Origin of the sequence: Paenibacillus chondroitinus NBRC 15376, assembly GCF_004000765.1 — a bacterium.
In the GTDB taxonomy this organism is placed as follows: domain Bacteria; phylum Bacillota; class Bacilli; order Paenibacillales; family NBRC-103111; genus Paenibacillus_E; species Paenibacillus_E chondroitinus.
Genome location: NZ_BILW01000002.1, coordinates 357,773 through 376,273, shown reverse-complemented (window position 1 = coordinate 376,273; position 18,501 = coordinate 357,773). Strand labels below are relative to the sequence as shown.

General features: G+C 45.6%; 18 protein-coding genes and 1 pseudogene. 11 read left to right on the top strand and 8 right to left on the bottom strand.

Features of this window, described 5'->3' with window-relative positions:
* Nucleotides 1-17: 17 nt before the first annotated feature.
* Nucleotides 18-599, bottom strand: coding sequence for a TetR/AcrR family transcriptional regulator (locus PCH02S_RS04150; protein ID WP_127450350.1), 582 nt, complete (start codon nt 597-599; stop codon nt 18-20).
* A gap of 175 nt (nt 600-774) precedes the next feature.
* Here PCH02S_RS04150 and PCH02S_RS04145 point away from each other — a divergent pair, with 175 nt between their 5' ends.
* Entirely contained in the window at nt 775-1,515 is a 741-nt protein-coding gene (locus tag PCH02S_RS04145; RefSeq protein ID WP_127450349.1) for an SDR family oxidoreductase, read from the top strand.
* 59 nt (nt 1,516-1,574) lie between these two features.
* On the opposite strand, the gene PCH02S_RS04140 is transcribed toward PCH02S_RS04145, so the two are convergent.
* Nucleotides 1,575-2,210, bottom strand: coding sequence for an NAD(P)-dependent oxidoreductase (locus PCH02S_RS04140; protein ID WP_127450347.1), 636 nt, complete (start codon nt 2,208-2,210; stop codon nt 1,575-1,577).
* Between the two features lie 73 nt (nt 2,211-2,283).
* Nucleotides 2,284-2,688, bottom strand: coding sequence for an Rrf2 family transcriptional regulator (locus PCH02S_RS04135; RefSeq protein WP_127450345.1), 405 nt, complete (start codon nt 2,686-2,688; stop codon nt 2,284-2,286).
* Nucleotides 2,689-3,046: 358 nt separating this feature from the next.
* Between PCH02S_RS04135 and PCH02S_RS04130 the strand changes: the two genes are divergently transcribed.
* The 9 genes and pseudogenes from PCH02S_RS04130 (at nt 3,047) to PCH02S_RS35560 (ending at nt 12,344) form a co-directional block, all read left to right on the top strand.
* Nucleotides 3,047-3,739 carry a response regulator transcription factor gene (locus PCH02S_RS04130; RefSeq protein ID WP_127450343.1) on the top strand — a complete coding sequence of 231 codons (693 nt, stop codon included), beginning with the start codon at nt 3,047-3,049 and terminating at the stop codon, nt 3,737-3,739.
* Entirely contained in the window at nt 3,732-4,820 is a 1,089-nt protein-coding gene (locus PCH02S_RS04125; RefSeq protein ID WP_127450340.1) for a HAMP domain-containing sensor histidine kinase, read from the top strand. Before PCH02S_RS04130 ends, PCH02S_RS04125 begins: the two co-directional genes overlap by 8 nt.
* A gap of 116 nt (nt 4,821-4,936) precedes the next feature.
* Nucleotides 4,937-5,800 carry a carbohydrate ABC transporter permease gene (locus tag PCH02S_RS04120; RefSeq protein WP_127450338.1) on the top strand — a complete coding sequence of 288 codons (864 nt, stop codon included), beginning with the start codon at nt 4,937-4,939 and terminating at the stop codon, nt 5,798-5,800.
* 12 nt (nt 5,801-5,812) lie between these two features.
* Nucleotides 5,813-6,673 (top strand): carbohydrate ABC transporter permease, encoded by an 861-nt coding sequence (locus tag PCH02S_RS04115; RefSeq protein WP_127450336.1) that lies wholly within the window; start codon nt 5,813-5,815, stop codon nt 6,671-6,673.
* A gap of 42 nt (nt 6,674-6,715) precedes the next feature.
* A complete protein-coding gene (locus PCH02S_RS04110) occupies nt 6,716-7,870 on the top strand; it encodes an efflux RND transporter periplasmic adaptor subunit (protein ID WP_246068938.1) in 1,155 nt (384 codons plus the stop codon).
* A gap of 42 nt (nt 7,871-7,912) precedes the next feature.
* Nucleotides 7,913-9,211, top strand: coding sequence for an ABC transporter substrate-binding protein (locus PCH02S_RS04105; RefSeq protein ID WP_127450334.1), 1,299 nt, complete (start codon nt 7,913-7,915; stop codon nt 9,209-9,211).
* Between the two features lie 188 nt (nt 9,212-9,399).
* Nucleotides 9,400-10,059 (top strand): hypothetical protein, encoded by a 660-nt coding sequence (locus tag PCH02S_RS04100; protein WP_127450332.1) that lies wholly within the window; start codon nt 9,400-9,402, stop codon nt 10,057-10,059.
* 65 nt (nt 10,060-10,124) lie between these two features.
* A pseudogene (locus PCH02S_RS35565) lies at nt 10,125-11,324 on the top strand (MFS transporter); the annotation flags it as partial.
* Between the two features lie 51 nt (nt 11,325-11,375).
* Complete coding sequence (locus PCH02S_RS35560) at nt 11,376-12,344, top strand: 2-hydroxyacid dehydrogenase (RefSeq protein WP_164819443.1); 969 nt, start codon at nt 11,376-11,378, stop codon at nt 12,342-12,344.
* Nucleotides 12,345-12,386: 42 nt separating this feature from the next.
* Here the strand turns inward: PCH02S_RS35560 and PCH02S_RS04090 are convergent, their stop codons facing one another.
* From PCH02S_RS04090 to PCH02S_RS04070, 5 genes are read right to left on the bottom strand one after another with little or no spacing between them, the layout of a single operon-like run.
* On the bottom strand, nt 12,387-13,484 hold the full coding sequence (locus PCH02S_RS04090) for a GerAB/ArcD/ProY family transporter (protein ID WP_127450330.1): 1,098 nt from the start codon (nt 13,482-13,484) through the stop codon (nt 12,387-12,389).
* Between the two features lie 16 nt (nt 13,485-13,500).
* Nucleotides 13,501-14,604, bottom strand: coding sequence for a GerAB/ArcD/ProY family transporter (locus tag PCH02S_RS04085; RefSeq protein WP_127450328.1), 1,104 nt, complete (start codon nt 14,602-14,604; stop codon nt 13,501-13,503).
* Between the two features lie 27 nt (nt 14,605-14,631).
* Nucleotides 14,632-14,871: a hypothetical protein gene (locus tag PCH02S_RS04080; protein WP_127450326.1), complete on the bottom strand. Its 240-nt coding sequence runs from the start codon at nt 14,869-14,871 to the stop codon at nt 14,632-14,634.
* Between the two features lie 5 nt (nt 14,872-14,876).
* A complete protein-coding gene (locus PCH02S_RS04075) occupies nt 14,877-16,070 on the bottom strand; it encodes a Ger(x)C family spore germination protein (RefSeq protein ID WP_127450324.1) in 1,194 nt (397 codons plus the stop codon).
* Between the two features lie 17 nt (nt 16,071-16,087).
* Nucleotides 16,088-17,647, bottom strand: a complete 1,560-nt coding sequence (locus tag PCH02S_RS04070; RefSeq protein ID WP_127450322.1) for a spore germination protein — start codon at nt 17,645-17,647, stop codon at nt 16,088-16,090.
* A gap of 170 nt (nt 17,648-17,817) precedes the next feature.
* Here PCH02S_RS04070 and PCH02S_RS04065 point away from each other — a divergent pair, with 170 nt between their 5' ends.
* Nucleotides 17,818-18,240, top strand: coding sequence for a universal stress protein (locus tag PCH02S_RS04065; RefSeq protein WP_164819430.1), 423 nt, complete (start codon nt 17,818-17,820; stop codon nt 18,238-18,240).
* Nucleotides 18,241-18,501: the final 261 nt, after the last annotated feature.

Here is an 18,501-nt window from a genome sequence, read left to right as displayed (position 1 = left end):
CGTGAGGGGCACTTTTTTTATTTATTAGCCAGGTAGACTTGATTATTTTCAAATAAACTCTTGACTTGGTCGGCCATGAATTGAGTGGAATGCGGCATTTGATGGCGTATCCACCACTCCACAATGCCAATGAAAGCAGAGGCCATGAATTGCGCTTTCAGCTCAAGATCGATGTCGGGCTGATCGTCCGGCTTTTTCATTTTAACCATCAGATTGACAGAAATAAAATTCAGCAGTTGTTCCCGGAAAAGAAAAACTCTTTGATTGGAAAACATGGCGGAGAAGAAGGGAAAGTTATCGCGAAAATAATCAAAAATCGGCTTGGGCTCCTGCACCATGCCTTGCGAAACCGAAGGATTCTCCTGCTTCGTGCAGAGCGAAATCAATTCGTTGATATGATCTTCGATGCATTTGTCCAAAAGGTCGTATTTGTCACTGTAGTGCAGATAAATGGTGCCGCGGTTCACATTGGCACGCTCGGCGATCTCGTTGATGGTGATCTGTTCAAAATCTTTTTCCGAAAAAAGTTCCAGAAACGACTTGGTGATGGCTTGCTTCGTTCTGAGAATGCGGCGGTCGGTTTTAACTACGTTCTCCAAACTTATTGTTACCTCCTTTCAGATAATCAACAATCGTAAGCGTGATGTTGGATATCTAACAAATCCGCATCAATCAACCATTGAGTAATCCGAGCTTCTGTCTATAATATTAATCAACGGCCGTTAAATATTCAACACGTGTTAAATATATTCAACATTGAAGGAGTGTTTAACGATGGAAAATGTACAAGGTAAAGTGGTCATTATTACAGGAGCATCCAGTGGAATAGGTGAAGCTGCAGCGAAAATGTTGGCGCAACATGGGGCAAAGGTGGTATTGGCCGCCAGACGAGAGGAACGCTTGCACACGATTGTGGATGAAATCAAACAGGCTGGTGGCGAGGCTGTTTCTGCAAAAGCCGACGTCGCTTCAGCTGAAGATATGCAGCAGTTGGCCAAGTTTGCTTTGCGTTTATATGGCCGAATTGATGTGCTGGTGAACAATGCAGGCGTCATGCCGAGTTCCAGGATGAATGAATTAAGAGTAACCGAGTGGGATCAAATGATCGATGTGAATATCAAAGGCGTTTTATATGGTATCGCCGCGGTACTGCCTGCCATGAGGGAGCAGCGGTCTGGACATATCATCAACCTGTCCTCTACGTCGGGTTATCAGGTGTCACCAACATCAGCTGTATACGCAGCTACCAAGTTCGCGGTAAGAGCCATCTCGGAAGGACTGCGGCTTGAAGAATCCGCGGCTTCGAATATCCGATCGACCGTGATTGCTCCGGGTCTGACGAAAACCGAATTGTTTGATAGCATTACGAGCCCTGAAGTGCAGGCGATAGCCGGTCAAATAAGCGGGTTGGGGATTTCCCCTGATCGCATTGCCAGAGCCATTGCATTCGCCATTAACGAACCGGATGACACGCTAATCAGTGAAATTATGGTTAGACCCACCGCTTTAGCTTAACCAAAAAGAGGCTGCCGATAACATACGATCGGCAGCCTCATCCCTTTTTATAGAAATGCTTATTTCGATCCAACCGTAAATCTTTGGTTGACATGCTTAGGATTTTCGATTTCATCGAGTAGCGCAATTGCGTAATCAGCATAGCTGATATAGCTTTGTCCTTGCGAATTGACAAGTAAATGATCTTTTCCTGCTGTATATTCTCCAGTCCGAATGCCCTCTGAATCAAAAAAGGCGGAAGGGCTGATATAGGTCCATACGATGTTAGCCGCGCTTAGCAGTTCGTTAAGGTTTTCTCCCATATTTTTGGCGGTACTCAGGTATAAAGCCGGGAAATTTTCCGTATCGAAAAGTCGTGTTGTTTTCTCCTGGTCAACGAATAAACTGCCTGCTCCGCCCACCACGACTAATTTGGTATGCGTGTTAGCTTGTAAGGCTTGAATCAACACTTTACCAGCCTCCACATGCTGATGCTCAAGCCCTGGCGCGGCGTTGAAGGCATTTACAACAACATCATATGGCTTCAAATCGTCAGCTGTGAGATCAAAAATATTCTTTTCTACAGCGTGTACATTGCTTTCTTGTACTTTGGACACACTTCTAACAAAGGCCGTTACTTCATGCCCTCTTGAAAGGGCTTCTTGCATAATGACTTTACCCGCTTTTCCTGTTGCTCCGATGATGGCGATTTTCATTGTTTTTCCTCCTAAAATGTTTTGGTGATTCTGTAATAATTATTGTTACAACATGGACGAAAAAAAGCCCGTACTACTTGAAGATATGATAAATAACATCTTGTAGTGTTTTATTTCTAAGCTCGTTTTCCATGGCTGCTTTTACACTTTCAAAGGTCACATCCAAAGTTTGTTGGATTTCCCTGCCGACCGTACAATTCGGATTCGGATTATCATGGATATTGAAAATCTCAGACTCCAATTGGACGGATTTATAGATATCATATAAGGTGATTTCGCTTGGACTTTTGGTCAAGGCAAACCCCGCAACGCCTACTCTTGAAGATAGTAAGCCGGATTTTTTCAACATGCTGGTAATTCTGCGAATAACAACTGGATTCGTTGAGACGCTTCCTGCAATCATATCGGAAGAAGCCTTAGGGTTCGTATGAACTAGAGCCATTATATGAATGGCAACGGAAAGACGTGTGTTAACCATGACTATCACCTCACGAAGGAAGTGTCTTGATGAAAGGATGAAGTTTCTTTCCATTCGACACGTTTACCCCATTATAGCAGATAAATGAGCTTCTAGCTTCTCCATGGTCATGGCAATGCCGGCAATTTTAAAATACACTACATAAATATTCACTCCCTTTTGTTAATCATGCCCTACATGTAACAATAATAGTTACATGATTCATTTTTGTCAACCACCCCCGCTATCCTTAATAATTTAAGAAAGTTTTAATTTTTACACGCATATCTTTTTAAATATTTTTCCTTATCCTTGAGTGAGCGGCTGGCTATAGCTGCAATTGGACTAGTGAAAAAGTTTATAGAGGTGGGAAAGAAGGATGTCAATGACCATTTTGATAGCTGATGATGAGACGGAGATTGCCGATCTTATCGAACTTCATTTAGAGAAAGAGGGCTATCGATGCTTGAAAGCAGCTGACGGTCAGGATGCTATAGCTGTCTGTGACGCGCATGTCATTGATTTGGCGATTTTGGATATTATGATGCCTAAACACGATGGTTATGAAGTAACCAGACAGATACGAGAGAAGCATCAATTTCCTATCATTTTTTTAAGCGCCAAAACGTCCGATCTCGACAAGATTGCGGGTTTGGTAAGAGGGGCGGATGATTATGTGACCAAGCCATTCAATCCGATGGAGTTGGTAGCGCGAGTCAACGCGCAGTTGAGGCGATCTAAGCAATTCAATCAGTCGACGCAAACAGCTAGACCCGTTTTGGAGGCTGGTGGATTGTTCATCTATCCCGAAGAACGTACTGTTTTTTTATACGGCCAACCCATTGAATTAACTCCGAAAGAGTTTGATATCTTACACCTGCTGGCCAGACATCCCAAGAAAGTGTTTAGCTCGGAACATATTTTTGAACAAGTGTGGCGTGAGACTTACTATGAGGGCAGCAATACGGTCATGGTGCATATTCGCTCTCTGCGGAAAAAGCTGGAGGAAGACGTGCATAAAACCAAACGGATAAAAACCGTCTGGGGGGTGGGGTACTCATTCCATGGCTAGCATGTTCCGCAGTTTTCGATTTAGAATGATTTTATGGTTTGGCTTAAGTATGTCTATTTCAGCGGTGATCACTTACATCCTTTTTAAAGTCCTTCAATCTTACTACTACACGACCAGGTATGAAAATCCCTTAACGAAAGTACGTTATTTCATAAGAGATATCGGGGATATCAATTTCTTTCTGCTCATCTTCCTTCCTCTCTCCTTTTATTTCTTCTATCACTTCACAAAACGATATGCGGCCTATTTTCATGTCATATCCAATGGAATTAACCAGCTCTCGAAAGGTGATTTCAACAGTCGTATTCGCCTGTCCTCCAATGATGAATTCGGTGATGTCGCGAGAAACATTAATCGGGCAAGCGAGAAGCTGCAACAAGCGATGGAAAGGGGCGATTTTGCGGAAACCAGCAAGGAGCAATTGGTACTGAATTTGGCTCATGATTTGCGTACTCCTCTGACTTCTGTGATTGGTTATTTGGATTTCATCCTTCAATCGGATGGACTAACGGGCGATCAAACGAATCACTATACACGCATCGCCCACACCAAAGCACAACGGTTGGAAAGGCTGATTGACGAGCTTTTTGAAATCGCTCGAATGAACTATGGCACGCTTCCTCTCGAAACAAGAACGATCGATCTCAATGAGCTTCTCATCCAATTAACTGAGGAATTATTTCCTGTCATAACTAAAAAAAACTTATTGACCAGATTGAAAATGACACCGCATATGCTCGTTTGGGGTGACGGAGATCTGCTTGCACGCGTATTTGAGAATCTTCTGACGAATGCCATTCGCTATGGTGCAGACGGGCTGTTTATCGATATTATTGGCCATTCGGACGGTCGAGAGGCTGTGATCCAAGTGGTCAACTATGGAGATTGTATTCCGCAGGAGGAGCTGCCGCATCTCTTTGATATGTTTTTTACAGGGGATATGGCCCGAACGCATGAAGAAGGCGGCTCCGGTTTAGGCCTGTTCATCGTAAAGAATATTGTAGAGCAGCATCATGGCACAATTACAGTTCAAAGCAATTTAATTCGTACACTATTTGAAGTCCGTATACCCCAAGGTTGACATCGCCTTCCAAGGCGGTGTTTTTTTTCTGCATAGACTTTAGAAAAACTTTAAGTTTTACCCTGCTTTTTTTTAAAAAGTTCATCTTAGTCTACATGTAAGAGAGGAGGGAGTAGATGAAAGGTTTACGTAAGGATGCTTCAGTAGCATGGATGTTTCTTGCGCCGAGCGGTATCGGATTTGCGCTATTCTACCTGATTCCGTTTGCTATGGTTTTGTACAATTCCTTCATGGACGGTACGATAGATAGCCGCTTTGTGGGATTGGATAATTACCGTGCGCTGCTTGCAAGCGACTCCTTCCGGAAGGCAGCTTTCAATACGTTTTACTTCAGTGTTGTTAGTGTTCCGCTCATGCTTGTGCTTTCGCTTAGCTTGGCGCTGTTGTTAAACCAAAATATTTATTTTCGTAACTGGCTTCGTATGGCATATGTGCTGCCGCTTGTCGTTCCTGTCGCTTCCATACTGCTTGTCTGGCAGATTTTATTGGACTGGAACGGCTCTTTGAATGCCTGGTTGAGCAGCTACGGGATTGCACGTGTGGATTGGATGAAAACGGATGATGCCCGAACGGTCATCATTGTTGTGTATATATGGAAGAACATCGGCTATAACGTGATTCTTTTCTTAGCGGGACTTCAGCAAATTCCGAAGGATTATTACGAAACCGCCAAAATCGAAGGCGCTGGGCGATTACGGCAGTTTGGCAGTATTACGATGGTCTATCTAACATCCACCATGTTTTTTGTAGTCATCATGTCGATTATTAATTCGTTTAAAGTGTTCCGGGAAACGTACCTGATTGCGGGTGATTATCCGCATGACAGTATTTATATGCTGCAGCATTATATGAACAACATGTTTACGTCGTTGGATATTCAAAAGCTGACTGCATCGGCGATTTTGATGGCCGGCTGTATTCTTCTGATTGTCATAGGCATGTTTATACTAGAGCGCCGGTATCGGCAGTTTATGGAGTAGGGGGAAGGAGTCGTGTTTGTTGCTAGTATCCTGAGAAAAATTGCGTTAACGATGGTTATGGGCGTCATAGCCTTCGTGTTGTTATTTCCTATTGTTATTACTTTTACCAATTCATTAATGACTGCCCAAGAAATCGGCATCAACTACAGTCCTATTGGGCAGATGAATAAAGCGGCTCGTTTCGTGAACATCAAATTACTCCCGGATCAAGTGACCTTGGAACAGTATGGCAAGGTGTTAGTAGGCAGTCCTAGATATTTGAAAATGTTCTGGAATTCGGCTTTTATGGTCATACCGATTATCGCAGGCCAGACCTTGGTAGCATCGCTTGCTGCTTATGCCTTCTCCAAGCTGCGATTTCCCGGGCGAGAGCCCTTGTTTCTCGTATATGTTTTTACGATGCTGATGCCGTTTCAAGTGACTCTGGTGCCCAATTATATGATGGCGGATAAGCTGGGGCTTTTGAATAGTCCGATTGCGATCATTTTACCAGGTATTTTCGCAGCTTTCGGCGTGTTCATGCTTAGACAGTTCATGCTGGAAATTCCCTATGCTTATATGGAAGCGGCCAAGATGGATGGAGCCAGTCATTTGCGGATTTTCTACACTATCATTGTCCCCATGATTATGCCGGGTTTGGCAGCCCTAATTCTTCTTCTATTCGTTGACTATTGGAACATGGTGGAGCAGCCGATTGTTTTTCTGGACGATCCGTTCAAGCAGCCCTTGTCTGTGTATTTATCCAGGATAAACGGCGAGCCAGGGATCGCTTTTGCTGCATCCGTGCTCTATATGGCTCCGATGGTGCTGCTGTTTCTGTACGCAGAATCGTACTTCATAGAAGGTATTCAATTGTCTGGTCTCAAGGGTTAGTCTTGCGAAAAGATTATTCGAGAGAAGAAAGGGGGAACGGGGTTGGAAAAGGAGCCGGCTGTATTTGGCCGAAAGAAAAGCATTCAAGTTGTATTCCTTGTTTTTATGGGATTACTTGTGTTCTTTTCGCTATTCAGCAATACCTTGCAGTCGTTAGCATTACCGAAAGTGAGAACGGAAAAGCCGGTGAAAGGGAGTCTTTTATTTTCAATTGAAGGCAGCGGCAGCCTACAACCGTTCTATGAGGCTAAACTGTCGAATACGGCCGGGTGGAAAGTGCAGGAGATTCTCGTTAAAGGAGGTGATCATGTGAAAAAGGGGCAACCGCTCATCCGTTATCACAGCAAAGTGGCGGAACATGAGTTGGAAGACGCTATAACCAACCTGGACAAGCAAAACATCGAACTTCAGAATGTGCAGGACCAGTTCATCCAGTCGACCATGGACGGGGACGACATCAAGATTCGAACGGCAAGGCGTGATCTTGAGACAAGAAAGCTCGATCTGGCTGCGCAGGAGCGCAAAATTAACGAATTGAGAGATGGGCTGGCAACCCATAAGGAAATGACGGCTCCGTTCGATGGCCTGATAACGAAGGTAAATGCTACGGAAGGGCTGGTTTCAGCGGGAGGACCGGAGATCCTTATCACGAACAGCAGCCTTGGCTACCGCTTCGATCTATCCGTTGATTCAACTCTTCTGTCCAGCTTAGGGATGTCGACGGGAGAGAAGGTAGAGGTCGAAGTACACGCGAGTCAGGAACCCTATACGCGTATCATCAACGGCACAATTGATGAAATGGCGGATGCAGAACCTCGAGCCGTAAGCTCCTCTGATGGAGAGGCAGGCAAGACGATAACAGTGCCTCAGAAGGTTCTTAGCGTGAAGGTCGTTGATGCTGAAGTGAAGGGGGGTGAGCAGGTTCGAATCAAGCTCGAGAAGCGATCGCGTGAAGAGGGTTGGATGATATCGAATGAAGCGATTCATCAGGATCGAGACGGTATGTTTGTTTATAAATTGGAAGAGATGAGAAATGCGTTGGGCAACGAATTCATAGTCCGTAAAGTCAGGTTGCAATACAGCGAAAGAAATAGCAAAGAAACGATGGTTCAATCCGATAGCCTTTATGAGGAAGACATGGTGATCTTGGAGAGCAGTGAGCCTTTACAAGATGGAAACCGAGTACGTCTGGAGTAATTAAACATGCAGATGAGAGAGAATGATAGGAGGATTCATACGATGAAGAAGTGTCAATCAATCATAATTATGAGTTTTTTAATGGCGGTAGCGACCGCGTGCAGCTCAGGAAGCCGTGATGACTCAGCGGCAAGCAAGGAGGTCACAGGATCAGGGTCGGCAAAGGGGAAAACCGTCGTTACGATGTCTTTACAAGCGGCAAATCCTTATTACCAGACAGTAGAGAAGAAGTTTGAGGAAAAATATCCTGACATCGACCTTCAAATTCAGTTTACGAATGAGTATGAGAAATACCAGAAGACGACGAATGCAGCTCTGCTATCAGGAAAAGGGCCTGATATCTTCGAAATCAGTTCACTGCCGATCGGCGATTATTTGGACAAAAAGCTTCTGCTGAACATGAATGACAACATGCAACAAGACCAAACAGTGAATAAAAGTGATTTGCAAACAAATGTGTTGGATGCCTTAAAGTTAAATGGAGGTTTGTATACGATTCCTTCCGGTTTTTTCCTGCGGGCTTTCGTCGGTGATGGAGACATTCTTGATAAAATGAAGGTTGACGATAAGAATTGGACCTGGAAGCAGTTTGCGGAGACCTCGAAGAAAATGGGGCAAAGCGGCACGGAGCGACGTTACGCGTTAGCTAATGATCCGCCAGAAATTCTACTGCAAGAAATGATGGTCGATCATTACGCACAATTTGTTGATCATACAGCGAAAAAGGCAACATTTGACTCCCCTTTATTCATTGAAGCGATGCAGCAAATTAAGAAAATGTATAGTGACAAAGTCATGACCTCGGAACCTGCGGATGTAGGCAAGCAAATGTTCTATTCTACTGTTTTGCGATCACCCGTAGATTTTGTAGATGGTTTGCATCAGTTTTTCGCCAATCCGAAGCTGCTGCAAAAACCCGAGCAAACAAGTGGAACCCGGATTGTTACCTCGACCCAGCTTGCGATTCAAGCCAAGTCTCAAGTGAAAGAGGAGGCTTGGAAAGTAATTACCTACTTGTTATCGGAAGAGGGGCAGTCTCTACAAGAGAGAGAGGGCTTTTCGCTGCTTAAGTCTGTGAATGAGAAGAAATTAAACAGCATTCAGGAGCAGGTGAAAAGCGGTACGTACAAGCTGAAGGACGGGAAAGTGCCTAAGGTATCGGATGAAGAATTCAAAAAGTTCAAACAGCTCCTAAGTACTGCGGATAATTATCCCATGGTAGACGGCAGTGTAATTGCCATGATAGGGGATGAGGCTAGAGCTTTCTTTGGTGAGCAGAAGACTGCGCTCGAAGTAGCAAAGCTGATCCAGAGTAAGGCAACAACTTTCTTGAACGAGTAGGGTACATGACAGAGCAGTACCTGTATATAAAAGGTCATCACAATCAATGGAAATTGAATGTCATGGCTTTTTTAAAAGATCCTCAGCACCTCGGTGTGGAGCTTTTTTTGTCGCGCCGCACCTTGGTGAACAGTGGTATAATCAGTTTTGTTGATCATGTTCTCATAGAAAGTTGAGGCAGAGTTTAAATGATTACAAGAATGATTTATCGAGCGGAATTTCAAGCGGGGCAAGTATCAACGGGTGTAAAAGCGTTAGAAAGTAGTGAGCAAGCCGAGCAACGCGTCATACAAGGTGAGTTGATGACCGCTGCAGCTTATGTGTGGAGAAATAGTCTATTCCTCTATTATGAGTGCATAGACGGCCAGTTAAGTCCTGATGGAATCGCCGGTGCAGCCGTGCCCTATCTGAAGGACTGGCCTGGTCAATCGGAACCGCGCAAGTGGATTCCAATGATTGACGTGTTTCACTTTAATGAGCCGGCTGATCGTGAGCACTGGCTGCGCAAGAAGCGGGTAGAGAAACGTGTCGGGCGAGTTGCGCATTTGAAACCTGAAATGATCAGCAGTTATATCTATTATCATTATCAGCTTCAGGAAGAGCGATCGTTCACAGGGGACAAATACGAAATCATAGCGATGCACGAGAACCTGCTGTTTGGTTATCAAGAATTTCCAAAGGTTATCGAAGAGCCGGTTGTGCCCGGTCGTTTGAAGACGAAAGGAACTCCCGAGAACTGGCAGGATTCGCGCATGGATCTGCACTTCCAGCCTTGGGAAGAAGACGGCTATCTGTACTTCAAACCGATTGAACCTATCTTTGCGTATTACATTGGCGACTACAAATGAATTAAGCTGCATGGAGGAATAACAACGTGGAACAACGTTTGGAACAGTCCAAAAAGGTCTACGCCATGCAACTGGCTACGATTTTTCTAGGCTTTATTGTGTTTGGCTTTTCAGAAAATATTAAGGGACCCGCGATCCCGCGCATTCAATTCGATTTTATGCTGAATGAATCGCAGCTTGGGACATTGCTGTCTCTCAATGCGCTGGGTTATCTTATCGCTTGCTCCTTCACGGCTTTTTTAACCCGTCTATGGGGGATCAAAATCGTCAGTATCGCAGCCTTTGGCGTGATGATCCTTTCAGGTATGTGTATCTATTTATCCAATAGTTTTCCAATGTTTTCCTCGTCTTATTTTCTCATGTATATCGGCAACGGGATGCTGGAGATTGCACTCGCGATTCTGGGGGCGAGAATTTTTGTGAAAAATACGGGGACGATGATGAATCTTACGCACGGCTTCTATGGACTCAGCTCCACGGTTGCCCCGTTGATTGCAACAGGACTTATGTCTGTAAGCGTATTCGGGCATATACTCGATTGGCGCGGCATGTATGTGGCCATGCTTTCGTTGTCCATACTTCCCATCCTTTTTGCAATGCGCAGCTCGTTTCCTTCCGACGAAGTTGCCCATGAAGACCGGGTTCCTTTGAAATCACTGATGCGTGATCGCGTTCTGTGGTTCATGGTCCTGATTCTTTCATTTGGCGTTGTATCGGAGCTCGCGGTAGGCGGGTGGTTAGTCAATTTCTTGGAGAAAGCGTACAAGTGGGAAGATGTGAAGGCTTCCGGCATGCTTTCTGCCTTTTTTCTCTGTTTTACACTTGCAAGGCTGATTTTGGGTCCTGTTACGGATAAAATCGGATTCATTTTGTCACTGATTATTTTCTCTGGATTTTCTGCTCTATGCACGTTTGGTGCCATCGTAGGTGGGGAACCGCTTGCCTTCCTATTCGCTGCTGCGGGAATCGGTATCGCGATGATTTATCCGACCGTTATGGCCTTTATTGCCAAAAGATACCCGAACGGAACCGATACGGCAATTACATTCACGGTTACGCTCATGGGCGTCGGCAGTGTCATTGGCAACTATCTCATTGGCGGCGTTATCGAATTGGTCAAAAACGGGGTTGGATCGGACACCCAAATAGGCTTGATTCGCGGCCTCCAGACCGGATATGGGTTCATTGGACTATGCGCGGCAATCTGCGCCGTGTGCAGTTTCATTTTGTACCTCATTTTAAAAAAGCAAAAGAACTTATCTGAATCTAGCAATTTGTGGTACGATTCTTACATAGTATGGAGAGGAGTTTTGAAGATGAGACCGAAAGTTTTTCTTGCAAAGCGAGTTCCAAGTGAAGTAGAAGCGTATATTGCACAGCACTGCGATTATCGAAAATGGGACAGGGAAGAAGAAATTCCTCGTCAACAGCTTTTAGAGGAGCTGTCCGATATGGACGGACTCTTAATCTCCGGCGGAAGCATCGATCAAGAATTACTGGATCATGCGCCGAAGCTCAAAATTGTAAGCAATGTGTCAGTAGGCTACAACAATTTAGATACGGCGGCCATGAAAGCCAGAGGCGTCATGGGAACGCATACACCGGGCGTATTGGATGAAACGGTGGCCGATACGGTTTTCGGCCTTATTCTAGGCGCAGCAAGGCGAATACCGGAGCTTGACGCTTACGTGAAAGCCGGCAAGTGGAAAAAAGGAAGCGATGACCACATTTTCGGCATCGATGTTCATCACGCCAAACTCGGGATTATTGGCATGGGGCGCATCGGGGAGGCCATAGCCAGACGGGCGAAGTTTGGTTTTAATATGGAGGTTATGTACTACAATCGCAGCCGGAAAGAAGAAGCTGAACAGAAGCTGGGTGTGGTTTACCGGTCACTGCAGGAGCTGCTTCAGGAGTCTGACTTTGTCGTGTTAATGACGCCGCTAACAGCTGAAACGACCCGTTTAATCGGCCGCGAAGAGCTGGCGCTTATGAAGAAGACCGCCATCTTTATCAACACGTCCCGCGGTCAAACCGTGGATGAAGAAGCACTCATTGACGCATTGGAAAAAGGGCAGATTCGCGGAGCGGGTCTGGATGTTTTCGAGCAAGAACCGGTAGATCCGGAGAACAAGCTATTGAAAATGCCGAATGTCGTCACCTTGCCGCACATCGGCTCGGCCACGCATCAAACACGTGCTGATATGGCGATGCTTGCCGCAACGAATTTGGTGAAGGGTGTTCAAGGGGAAGTGCCGCCGAATCTTGTGGCGGAGTTGAAGTAATGAATGCCTGACGGGGCCGATTTAAACTCCGTCAGGCTTTTTTTATTTTGTGGCCAACCGACCTCTCACCCAACCCATCAGTAAAACACATAGCGGATAAACAATGCCTATGAGGAGGGCGAGAGGAATGTAAGTGTGGTTATCCCATTTTTGTTCGAATGCGCCATTTGGGTATACAACAAGTGCAAGGACGGTAACAATTAGCCCGATGGGCGTACAGAGAGATTTGTAGTCGCGTAGTTGGAAGGCGTGCGCTAAACCTCGAAGTGTTGTATGAAAGTACATCGATGTTTTGAAAAAAATCGAAACCAGCCATAAAAAGGCTACGACAACTTCGATGCGCTGCAAGAAATTGCCGATGCTGATTCTTTGCGCCAAGGCATAACTGGGGAACGATTCCATGGCGGTCGTGTCTGGCCCTAACACCAACACACTGGATACCACGAGCAAGAGTAAGACCAGTCCGCTAATCACAACACCAACAAGATACCCCTTTGCAGCTCTTTTTACATTTGAAACTTGATTGATAATAGGGCCAATCGTAATAAATAAAGGAATATACGTAAAACAAAGGATTCTGATCACACACCTGGTAATCGGAATGGAGGTTGCCTCTCCAATCGGCAAGAGATTGTTCGTGTCCATATTCGGGATATTCATGGTCATAAATAAGGCAAACAACAGGATGAGCCAAGGAAAGAAAATTTCAGCCGTTCTCAGAAAAACAACCAGTCCCAGCTTGGCTCCCATCATGACTACCAGCATGAACAGGATATTAATCGCCTGGATCGGTGTTGAAGGCATAATTTGATTGCTCATGAAATGGCCGACGTAAAAAACGTCCTGAGCGCCAAAAATAAGCGTCAGAAAGGTCAGGCCCAAGGTGATCATACGGCCCAGCCACTTGCCAAAAACGAGGTCGTTGATCTCGAAGAGAGAGGAGACCGCATATTTTTTCGCCACTGCTGTATAAAGGAGGGTCAAGATTGCGCCCAGACCTATGCACAGCACAAGCGGGATCCAGGCATCCTGTTTGGCATCCGCGGCTATCGACGCTGGTATGACCAGGATAGCTGTACCTATGGAATAAAGGATGACGATGATCATGAGTTGCCGTGGTGTGATGGACTCTTTGCCCATGCAAGCACATCCTTGTTTAGCTGTTTTTAACTTTTTTTCTGCGCATGTAGCCGATGATGATGAGCAGACCGGGATGCAGGCAGCCGAAGCATAAGCCCAGAGGTACCCAAGTATGTTGGTCCCATTCGTGGATGTAAGCTACATTGGGGTATACCATTAAAGAAAGCACGATCACGATGAGACCTGTAGGCGTTGCAAGTGATTTATAATCTTGGAGTTGAAAAAGGGAGGCAACGGCTTTGAGCACTACGTGAAAATAGAGCGTCAGCTTGAAATAAATGGATATAAACCATAGGAAAGCGACCGTAACCTCAATCCGTTGCAGAAAATTCCCAACGCTAATTTTTTTGGCTAGCGCATAGGTGGCATATACATGCCGTGATGATTGGTCCGCCCCCATCACCAGAATGCCAAGTAATGTGACGATGATCATCATGACGCCGCTTGTTATCCCCCCGTAGAAGAAGGATTTGGCGAACCTTGCAGGGAATCTGGCCTCTTTGGAGGTTAAACAGAGCGTGAAAACAATTGGGAAAAACGAGTACACGATCATAAACATAGCCGAACGAGCAATGGACATGAAGCTTGCTTCACCAATTGGAAGCAGATTTTTAATATTGGACTGGGGAGCTACAAAGATCACCAATAAGAAAAACAGCAAGACCATCCATGGAAAAAAGATTTCCCCGGTTCTCGCTAGGATGACCACACCCAGCTTTGCGCCAATAACAGTGAAAGTGATCATGAGTAAATGAATGGATTGAATAGGTGTCGTAGGCATGATCTGGGTCGTCATGAAGGCACCAATATAGAAAAGCACCTGCGCACTTATAATGAACATGATGTAGATGTAGAGAAGCGTTACCGCTTTGCCCAGCCATTTGCCTAATACGTACTCATTCATATCAAATAAGGTCATATCCGGATACATCCGGGCTAACTTAACATACATCCAAATGAAGAGCATCCCTGCGCATACTGCCGTAATTCCGGAGATCCAGGCATCCTGTTTGGATTGTGCAGCCAAAATGGAGGGGACGACAAGGATCGTTGTCCCCAGCGAAATCAAGAAAATAAATATCATGAGCTGCCGAGCGGTTAAAGTACTCTCGTTGTTCATGCTCTGCCTCCCTATGCCGAGCCCAACTTATTTGATTAACCCCATCTGCAATAACAGCTTGCTTAATGGAGCCATAAGAAACGTAATGCCATCGCCTGGATTTGGCAGTATTTTGCCCATTCCTTTGAGCGTAGCAAGCGCATTGCCGATCAGCATGAGAATAACGTACAACCAAACCGTCTTCCTGCATCCTTGCGACCACAAACGCGGAAGTTCATACCACGCAATCAGGATGGAAATCAAAAGTATACTGAGGCCAATTAACATGACGGCTACTCCTTTGCATCATTGACTACAGAATCTCCCAAGGTACCTGTACCTCTCACTTTGGCATCCACATTCATATGGGGATCGATCTGCTTAAAGACCTGTTCCCAATTATCCTTGACTTTGTTCCAATAGGTCGGATCAGCCCGATGGACAGCTTCCCCGAAACCATAAATATCCGTCCCTAACTGCTGCGTCTTCTTAATGGTTCTCTCCATATTGGATTTAAAAAAATCAGCGTATTGTGCATCCAAATAGGCGATCGTTTCTGTTTTGAATAGATTAATTTTACACTCTACATCAGAGACATTCCCTTCCGTCCGGGTATTGATGAAAATTTCAGGTTTATCGTTTTTGACGACAGCGTGTATCTTGCTTTTGACGCGGGCGATATCGATCCCAATGTTCCCGCCGTCGGGACAGCGTAGATGGATCGAAGAGCGCATGGATTGATTCGTAATGACGGAGTAAGCGCGCGACTCTCTCTCATTCAACCATCCAACGAGTTTATCTTTTTTAAAGACCGCATTGCCCGAATATTGCAGCTTCACGCGAGGGGACGTGTAGTCGATATTGTTATTACTTTTGCCCGTCGTAGGATCACCTACAATTTCTATGCCGGAGACAACGGAACTTTTTCCTGGGGTTACGAGACCGCTCGATAATTGATCGAGTTTGATGGTGACCGCAGAAGTCCACTCTTTTTTAGCTGCTTCGAGAGAATTGAAGATATAGTTGGCCGGAACTTTCTCTAGCGGTGTCATGACGCTTAATAAGTCCTTGGCTGTGCTTTCTCTGGCAATGACAACGTCGAAATCCGTGCGGAATTCGCTTCCTCGCATTAGATAATCCATCGCTTTGACGATGCCTTTGGAGGCCAGATCTTCTGAAATGACAAGAATTCGTATATGGGCGAAATAAATATTCCTTGAGATCGAAGATGTCAATCTTCTGACGGCTTCATTCAAGGTCACGCCTTTCGAAGAATAGACGATAATGGGAACTTCGGCATTCCCTTTTTCCTTTGTCACACTCCTCGGGTTCACAATTTGAACGGTTAATTCAAACTGACCATCTGAGATATCGATGCCGACCCCCTCTGCGATCGCGATATCGTTCAGTTCTCTGCGGCTCCAACAACCGCTTAATAGGAAAATGATGAGGAGTAAGCAGGCGGTTAGCCGCATCCGGGATATCAAATGACCTCGTGCCTCCCTTAAGGTCGGAATGGTTTTCTTTTTGCTTTCTTCACAACGTTATTGGTATGGATCGTACGAACTCGGGAAAATAACGACTGAAAAGGCATACGAAACAAGGCATCCTTTTGTTTGTTTAGTTCCAGAGGAGCAAAAGGGCTTAGATAAGGTACACCAAATGATTGTAAACTGTTCAAATGTAAAATTAACCCAAGAAGTCCCGCCAGTATCCCGAAAAATCCGAAGGAAGCCGCTAAAGCCATCAAGGGAAACCGCAAGATGCGAATGGCGTTCGATAAGTCATAAGAAGGAAAAACGAAGCTGGCTATCGCGGTAATGGATACCACGATCACCATCGCCGCTGAAACAATGCCGGCTTCGACCGCTGCTTGCCCAATGACCAATGTCCCGACGAAGGACAGCGCCGAACCGATGCTTCGCGGCATACGCAAGGCGGCCTCCCGCAGTACTTCGAAGGTGATTTCCATCAGCAGCGCTTCGATGAAAGCCGGGAAGGGAATGCCTTCTCGCTGCGCAGCAAGGGATATGAGCAGCTGCGTCGGGAGCATTTCCTGATGAAACGTCGTGATTGCCACATAAAAGGATGGTGCTAATAAAGCGATAAGAAACCCGGCATAACGGAGTATCCGGACCAACGTGCTGATATCCACGCGATGATAGTAATCCTCGGAAGCTTTGAGGAAGGTTTCAAACAAGGCGGGAGCGATCAGCACGAAGGGTGTGCCGTCGACGAGAATGGCGACTTTGCCTTGAATCAATTCAAGCGCGACAACGTCCGGACGTTCCGAGTTATAAACGGTTGGAAAAGGCGTGATGACTTCATCCTGGATAAGCTCCTCGATATTGCTGCTTTCGAAGATTCCGTCAATTTGGATCTGATTCAGCCGATTGCGCGCTTCGATAATAAGCGAGTCCTGGGCGATGCCGTGGAGATACATCAGCACGACGTCGGTTTGGGTCACATTGCCGATTTGAAAAGTTTCCACCCATAAATTCGGATCTTTAATTTTTCGGCGGATGAGTGCCGTATTCGTTCGAATCGATTCCGAGAAAGATTCGCGCGGTCCGCGGACAACAGTTTCAACATTTGTCTCCGTTACACCACGGTCTTTCCAGCCTTTCGTGCTTGCTGCAAGACCTGTCGTGTAACCGTTCATCAGGATGACTGAATCGCCGGACAGGATATGATGAAACAATTTTTTCATATCGGAAACTTTCTGAATTTCACCAATCGTCAACGTATGTAATTCCAAGACGTCAAAAGGGTTTTGAGCAGGATCAATGTCCATGGTATCTGTCATCATAGCTCGCATAACGAAATCGTTAATGACATTCCCATCCACAAGGCCATCAGTGTATAAAATAGCGACGTCCTCTGTTATCGAGTTATAGGTAAACTCTCTAATCACAATATCCGTGCTGTTTCCGAGAGCTTGCCTGACATAATCCGTATTTTCCTGGATGGTTGCGAATAAAGGCATGGAAGCCGACGGTTCTACGATGGTGTTTGGTTGAGGAAGACTCGGATGTTTTTTGGAGCTCAGCCAACGAGCGAACATATGGTATTTTCTCCAAGCTCTAGGATGTTGTGCTAGTAGCTTTTCCTTAAGTTTCCTGAGGTATGCGTGAGAGCAAAAAAGCGCGGCGTGAATATGTGGGTTTCAAGGAACACGGATTCGGGTATGTATGCTTAGGATGGTTCAGGCAACGATCAAAGGAGGAAAAACCTATGTACAACCATATTCTTGTTCCTATCGACGGTTCGCAGCAATCCGATCGGGCATTGGATCATGCGATTAAACTTTCCATGCACGGATATCCGAATGCGCGTATAACGATTATTCATGTGAGTCCTCAGATCATCTTGAACGAACCACTGATGAGTGTTCCGCTTAGCGACACACTGGCCGAAGAAGGACAGAAGATTATTGAACCTGCTTCGGCGAAATTGATGGAGAATAGGGTAGCTTTCAAAAGTGTGACGTTGACCGGTGACCCGTCAACGACCATCTGCCATCAGGCAGATACAGATGGCCACGACTTGATCGTGATGGGCTGCCGGGGTGTTGGCCTCATGTCGGAAATTCTCCTCGGCAGTGTAAGCCACGGTGTGATCAAACATGCGAACTGCCCGGTCTTGATCATAAAATGAAGAAAAGCTGCACCTTCGGTTTGATGGCCGAAAGGTGCAGCTTTTTTGTGCTAGATGCCGAAGAATAGGTGGAGAGAGCAGTAGGAAGAGAACTAGGAGCCTCTATTCTCTATGAAATCAGTGATTCGTGTTGGTTTGGGGAACTACGGTCCTTTATTTTGCCAGTATCGGCTCACATTTCGGCTTCCTAAGGGGAATAAGACCCTGTAGTTCTCTCGAATTGCATAAATCGCGCATTTCGTGTCAAATAACGGCGTTTAG